Source organism: Arthrobacter sp. Cza30 (genome assembly GCF_059090765.1).
In genome coordinates this window covers 1,133,968-1,140,144 of record NZ_JBNHGA010000001.1, presented here as the reverse complement: position 1 = coordinate 1,140,144, position 6,177 = coordinate 1,133,968, and the positions used below count along the sequence as shown (strand labels likewise).

The 6,177-nt window shown below is 70.1% G+C and carries 7 protein-coding genes and 1 rRNA gene; 1 reads left to right on the top strand and 7 read right to left on the bottom strand.

The genetic code is table 11. The features are described from left to right. Nucleotides 1–80, bottom strand: a 16S ribosomal RNA gene (locus AC5RVZ_RS05210); the annotation flags it as partial. Nucleotides 81–597: 517 nt separating this feature from the next. Here AC5RVZ_RS05210 and dapD point away from each other — a divergent pair. Then, entirely contained in the window at nucleotides 598–1,554 is a 957-nt protein-coding gene (gene dapD, locus AC5RVZ_RS05205) for a 2,3,4,5-tetrahydropyridine-2,6-dicarboxylate N-succinyltransferase (RefSeq protein WP_494064691.1), read from the top strand. A gap of 64 nt (nucleotides 1,555–1,618) precedes the next feature. Here the strand turns inward: dapD and AC5RVZ_RS05200 are convergent, their stop codons facing one another. From AC5RVZ_RS05200 to AC5RVZ_RS05175, 6 genes are all read right to left on the bottom strand, one after another. Next, a complete protein-coding gene (locus tag AC5RVZ_RS05200; RefSeq protein ID WP_494064690.1) occupies nucleotides 1,619–2,917 on the bottom strand; it encodes a citrate synthase in 1,299 nt (432 codons plus the stop codon). Nucleotides 2,918–3,102: 185 nt separating this feature from the next. After that, nucleotides 3,103–4,224 carry a succinyldiaminopimelate transaminase gene (dapC, locus tag AC5RVZ_RS05195; protein WP_494064689.1) on the bottom strand — a complete coding sequence of 374 codons (1,122 nt, stop codon included), beginning with the start codon at nucleotides 4,222–4,224 and terminating at the stop codon, nucleotides 3,103–3,105. Between the two features lies 1 nt (nucleotide 4,225). Next, on the bottom strand, nucleotides 4,226–4,549 hold the full coding sequence (fdxA, locus tag AC5RVZ_RS05190; protein ID WP_494064688.1) for a ferredoxin: 324 nt from the start codon (nucleotides 4,547–4,549) through the stop codon (nucleotides 4,226–4,228). Between the two features lie 74 nt (nucleotides 4,550–4,623). Then, complete coding sequence (locus AC5RVZ_RS05185) at nucleotides 4,624–4,989, bottom strand: histidinol dehydrogenase (RefSeq protein WP_494064687.1); 366 nt, start codon at nucleotides 4,987–4,989, stop codon at nucleotides 4,624–4,626. A 51-nt stretch (nucleotides 4,990–5,040) separates the two neighbouring features. After that, complete coding sequence (locus tag AC5RVZ_RS05180; protein ID WP_494064686.1) at nucleotides 5,041–5,355, bottom strand: AzlD domain-containing protein; 315 nt, start codon at nucleotides 5,353–5,355, stop codon at nucleotides 5,041–5,043. Beyond that, a complete protein-coding gene (locus tag AC5RVZ_RS05175) occupies nucleotides 5,352–6,125 on the bottom strand; it encodes an AzlC family ABC transporter permease (RefSeq protein WP_494064685.1) in 774 nt (257 codons plus the stop codon). The genes AC5RVZ_RS05180 and AC5RVZ_RS05175 overlap by 4 nt, the downstream gene beginning before the upstream one ends. Between the last annotated feature and the right edge of the window lie 52 nt (nucleotides 6,126–6,177).

Here is a 6,177-nt window from a genome sequence, read left to right as displayed (position 1 = left end):
GCTGGGCTTCACCGTTCGACTTGCATGTGTTAAGCACGCCGCCAGCGTTCATCCTGAGCCAGGATCAAACTCTCCATAAAAAATGAATGCCACTCGAAACCGGGAAAACAGTCACAAGCAGCGAGTTCGATCTGACCAAAAACGAATGTCACTGACATCCATGAATTGATCCAAAAGGAATTCTCAACCGGTCAGAAGACCGGACGAGGATAATTTGGCATTTGACAAGTGCACGCTGTTGAGTTCTCAAGGATCGGACGCTCCCACCAACCAACCACCACACGGCAGCCAGCCCAGCAGGGCAACTTCACAATCTTACCCCACACCAACCCGCGAGGTCAAACCGGCGCGATGCTCTGTGGGGATCCGCCTCTCGTGGCCTGGAGCCACCGGATCACACTGTGATCCGAGGAGGAGGAGGTTGATTCTCCGCTTGAGGGGGCGGGGCTTCAGCCTCTCCGCGTTCCCTTTGGGGCGAACAAGAAATACTCTACGTGCGATCGGCCACCTCGTCGAATCCGGGCTGCATCCCGGGCGTGTCGCCCCCCGCGCGGCGGGCATCCACGCGGCCGCGTCGCCGCCGCTAGCGTTGATGTCATGAGCGAAGAACGATGGGTATGGGGCGTCGGCCTGGCGACGCTCGCCGACGACGGAACCGTGCTGGACACCTGGTTCCCCTCGCCCGCCGAGGGCCGCATCCCGCTGGGTTTCGACCCGAACATGCCGCCCGACCAGCTCGAGCGGCTGGCGGTGGCCGACCCGCGCCGCGCGGTGACCGTGGACGTGGTGACCGTCGAGGTGGATCTCGACGTCGCGCCCCGCTCCACGTCGGATGCGTACCTCCGACTCCACGCGCTGTCGCACCGGCTCGTCCGCCCCAATGAGGTCAACCTCGACGGGGTGTTCGGTCACCTGCCGAACGTCGCATGGACCAACGCCGGCCCGATGCATCCGGATGCCCTCACGCGGCTGCGCCCGTTCCTGGCACGCGACGGCATCCAGGTGCAGGGTCTGGACAAGTTCCCGCGCCTGCTGGACTACGTCACTCCCCCGGGTGTGCGCATCGCCGATGCGTCTCGCGTGCGCCTGGGCGCCTATCTGTCACCGGGCACCACCGTCATGCACGAGGGCTTCGTGAACTTCAACGCCGGCACCCTCGGTCAGAGCATGGTCGAAGGGCGCGTGTCGCAGGGCGTCGTCGTCGGCGACGGCAGCGACATCGGCGGCGGCGCGTCCATCATGGGGACGCTTTCGGGCGGCGGCTCGCACAAGGTGTCCATCGGCGCGCGCACGCTGCTCGGCGCGAACGCCGGCATCGGCATCTCGCTCGGGGACGACTGCGTGGTGGAGGCGGGTCTCTACGTGACGGCCGGGACGAAGATCGTGCTCGCCGACGAGCCCGTCCGCGCGGACGGCTCCCGTCCCGTGGTGAAGGGCGCCGAGCTCTCGGGGCGCGACGGGCTGCTCTTCCGGCGGAACTCCGTCACCGGCGCGGTCGAGGCGGTGCGCCGTGCGGGCGTGGGCGTGACGCTGAACGAGATGCTCCACGCCTGAGGAGAAGCGAAGCGGCTCGGATCGGGATCCCGATCCGAGCCGCTTTCGTCTGCGACGTCGAGGGTCAGGCGACGCCCGGGTACGTGCGCTCGGAGGCGCCGATGTACAGCTGCTGGGGACGACCGATCTTCGTCTGAGGGTCTCCCGCCGCCTCGCGCCACTGCGCGAGCCAGCCCGGCAGCCGGCCGATCGCGAATAGCACCGTGAACATCCGGGTCGGGAAGCCCATCGCCTTGTAGATGACACCGGTGTAGAAGTCGACGTTCGGGTAGAGGCGACGCTCCTTGAAGTAGTCGTCGCTGAGAGCGATCTCCTCGAGCTGCTTGGCAAGGTCCAGCAGCGGGTCGCTGACGCCGAGAGCCTCGAGCACCTCATCGGCCGACTCCTTGACGAGCTTGGCGCGGGGGTCGTAGTTCTTGTAGACCCGGTGGCCGAAGCCCATGAGCTTGACGCCGTCCTCCTTGTTCTTGACCCGCTCGACGAAGCGCTCGACGCTCTCGCCGGAATCGCGGATCTGCGCCAGCATCTTCAGCACCGCCTCGTTGGCTCCGCCGTGCAGCGGCCCGTAGAGCGCGTTGATGCCCGCCGAGATCGACGAGAACTGGTTCGCGCCGGTCGACCCCACGAGGCGCACCGTCGAGGTGGAGGCGTTCTGCTCGTGATCCTCGTGGAGGATGAGCAGGCGCTCGAGCGCCCGCGACATCACCGGGTTCACCTCGTACACCTCGCTGAGGACACCGAAGTTCAGCTTGAGGAAGTTGTCGACGAAGCCGAGCGAGTTGTCGGGATACAAGAAGGCCTGACCGATGCTCTTCTTGTGCGCGTACGCCGCGATCACCGGCAGCTTCGCCAGCATGCGGACGGTGTTGAGCTCGACGTGCTCGGGGTTGTTCGGGTCGGACTCGTTCTCGTAGTAGGTCGACAGCGCGGCCGTGGCGGCGGAGAGCACGGACATCGGGTGCGCGGTGTGCGGCAGCGCCGAGAAGAAGCGCTTGAGATCCTCGTGCAGCAGCGTGTGCCGACGGATGCGGTTGTCGAACTCCGCCAGCTGGTCCGGGGTCGGCAGCTCACCGTAGATGAGAAGCCACGCGACCTCGAGGTAGGTGCTGTTCTTCGCAAGCTGCTCGATCGGGTAGCCGCGATAGCGGAGGATCCCCTGGTCGCCGTCGATGTAGGTGATCGCCGACTTGGTGGCGGCGGTGTTGACGAAGCCGTAGTCGAGCGCCGTGTGTCCGGTCTGGCGGGTGAAGGTCGACACGTCCACGCTCGGCGTCCCGTCGGTGCCGCGCAGCACCGGGAACTCGGCGGTCCGCTCCCCGATCGTGAGGGTGGCCTTCTCCTGCAGGGTGCCCGCTTCGCTCACGGCGCCTCCTCGCGATTTCTGGTCGGTCAGGGGGTTCCGTCCCGTTCGCCGCGACGCGCGCTGCGCCGGACTGGGACTCTGGGAGCGGGACGCCGGATGCCGCGTCGCCGCGTCCTACAGCCTACTGGGCGGCGGAGACCACTGCTGACACGGCCAAAGCGAGGGGGCATCCGGTGGAGGTTTCCTCAGACCGGGGCGGCCGCGCTCGCGCGCAACCGCGCGGCGGCGGCGGCGATGCGCTCGTCGGTGGCGGTCAGCGACAGCCGCACGTGCTGCGGGAACTGCTCGCCGTAGAAGTGGCCGGGCCCGGCGAGGATGCCGAGGCCCGCCAGTCGCGCCATGCTGTCCCAGGCGTCGCGCCCCTCGGTCGCCCACAGGTACAGCCCGGCTTCGCTGGCGTCGATGCGGAAGCCGGCCGCTTCGACCGCGGGCTTGAGGAGTGCCCGCCGTGTTCGGTAGCGCTCCCGCTGCTGAGCCACATGGGCGTCGTCGGCGAGCGCGGCGACCATGGCCTGCTGCACCGGGAGCGGCAGCATGAGGCCCAGATGCTTGCGGGCCGTGAGCAGGCGCGCGACCAGCTCGGGGTCTCCGGCCAGGAACGCCGCACGGTAGCCGGCGAGGTTGGACTGCTTGCTGAGCGAGTACACCGACAGGATGCCCCGCAGCTCGCCGCCGGTGACGCGCGGGTCGAGCGCCGACGGGATGGGCTCGGCGTCCCACGGCGCGTCCCAGCCGAGCTCGGCGTAGCACTCGTCCGAGGCCAGCACGGCGCCCAGGTCGCGCGCTCGCAGCACGGCCGCGCGGAGCGCTGGCACATCCAGCACGCGCCCGTCGGGGTTGCCCGGCGAGTTCACCCAGATGAGCCGGGCCGACTGGGGCCAGTCGGCGGGGTCATCCGCGGCGACCGGTGTCGCTCCGACGAGCCGGGCCCCGACCTCGTATGTGGGATACGCGGCCCGCGGGTGGACCACGACGTCGCCCGGTCCGAGGCCGAGCAGGAGCGGAAGCAGGGCGACCAGCTCCTTGGAGCCGACCGTCGGGAGCACGTTCTCGGCGGTCAGGCCGGCAACGCCACGACGACGGGCGTACCACCGTGCGATCGCGTCGCGCAGTGCCCGGGTTCCCATCGTCTGGGGGTACGCATGTGCGTCGGTCGCTGCCCGCAGCGCGTCGGCGACCACCGGCGGCGTCGGGTCGACCGGCGACCCGACCGAGAGGTCGACGATCCCGTCCGCATGCGCGCGGGCGCGCGCCGCGTACGGCGCGACGGCGTCCCAGGGATACTCGGCGAGGTCGGCGACCCCCACGTCAGTGGTCGCCCTGCGGCGGGAGCGCGGCGATGATCGGGTGGTCCTTGTGGATCACCCCGACCTTGGCCGCGCCGCCGGGCGAGCCGATGTCGTCGAAGAACTCGACGTTGGCCTTGTAGTAGTCCTGCCACTCGTCGGGCAGGTCGTCCTCGTAGTAGATCGCCTCCACGGGGCACACCGGCTCGCAGGCGCCGCAGTCGACGCATTCGTCCGGGTGGATGTACAGCGACCGTTCACCCTCATAGATGCAGTCCACGGGGCACTCGTCGATGCAGGCGCGGTCCTTGACGTCCACGCAGGGAAGGGCGATCACGTACGTCACGGCATCAGTCTAGTTCGGTCCCCCGCCTCAGCGGCCCCGACCATCGACGCTCGGCCCTCCGCTCGGGAGCGCCGTCAGCGCCGAGCGCGTGTGCGGTCGGGCCAGGCGACCACCACGGCGATCACGACCGGGACCGCGAAGGTCCACACGACGGCGAGGCCGGTCTGCGGGACGATCACCGAGCCGCCGGGCCCGCTGCCGGAGAAGACGAGTGTGGCCAGCAGCATCCCGCCGCCGGATGCGAGGGTCGCCCACCGGTCGGCGGCCAGGAGTCGGACCGCGACCAGCAGCGCGGCGCTGCCGAGCACCCCGAGGACGAGTCCGACAGGGAGCCCTGCGAGGGTATAGGCGTGCGCGATCGTGCCGGCCAGTCCATAGACCGTCCCCGCCGCCAGCGCGACGATCCACGTGCCGATGCGGGCGGGAACGGAAGAGCGCACCCGAGAACTCTACGCGGACGACGGATGCCGCTGCGCCCCGCGCGTCGCCCCTCAGGCGGCCCAGCCCCACAGGCGCAGCAGCGCTGCCACGGCGGCCGCGGCGACGACCACGACCAGGAAGGGGGCGCGCAGCAGCAGGAGCCCGGCGGCGACCAGGATCGCCGGCACCCGGGCGTCGACGACGACGGCCTGGCCCGCGCCGAGCGTCTGCACGGCCACGAGCGCCGCCAGCAGGGCGACGGTGAGGAGGTCCGCGATCCGCAGGGGCCGCGGCGCCTCCACCCACCGGGCCGGGATGAGGTATCCGACGGTCTTCAGGGCGACGCACACGATGGATGCCACGAGCACGGCGTTCCACATGGTCACGGCAGTCCCTCCCTTTCGGCCACGTCGTCCGGCTCCCGCCATCGCGTCGAGCCTTCCGCGTCCCGCGTGCCGAGCCAGTTGGTCCAGCCGACGGCGATCGCGACCGCCGCGGCGACGATCACCGGCAGGCCCGGCATCAGCATGGGCGTCAGGATCGTGGCGATCACGGCGGCGGCGACACCCACGGCGATCGGCTGCCGGGCCCGCAGGCGCGGCCACAGCAGCGCCAGGAAGGCCGCCGCGGCCGCAGCGTCGAGGCCGTACGTGCGCGGATCGCCGAGGACATCCCCCAGCAGCGCACCGGCGAGGGTGGAGAGGTTCCAGCCGATGTAGATCCCGATGCCGGTGACCCAGAACCCGAGGGTGCGGGCGCGGGGCGTCCGCTGCGCGAGCGACACCGCCGTCGACTCGTCGATCGTGAACTGCGCGGCCGCCGCGCGTCGCCAGAACCCCGCACCGATCACCGGGGACATCCGGATGCCGTAGGCGACGTTGCGCACGCCCAGCAGCGTGGCCGACGCGATCGCCGACCACGCGGCGGTCAGCCCGCCCGCGCCGACGATGCCGACGAAGGCGAACTGCGAGCCGCCGGTGAACATCATCAGGCTGAGAACGCATGTCTGCCACACGTCCAGGCCCGACGCGACGGCCAGAGCACCGAACGAGATGCCGTAGGCACTCGTCGCGAGCGCGACCCCGAGGCCCTCTCGCACGGCCCGTCGACCCTCGCCGGCGGCATCGACATCGTCGACGTGCGGTTCCGGACTCACCTCGCCATCGTACCGAGGAGCCTCCGACACCCTCCCGCGCCGCCGTCACACC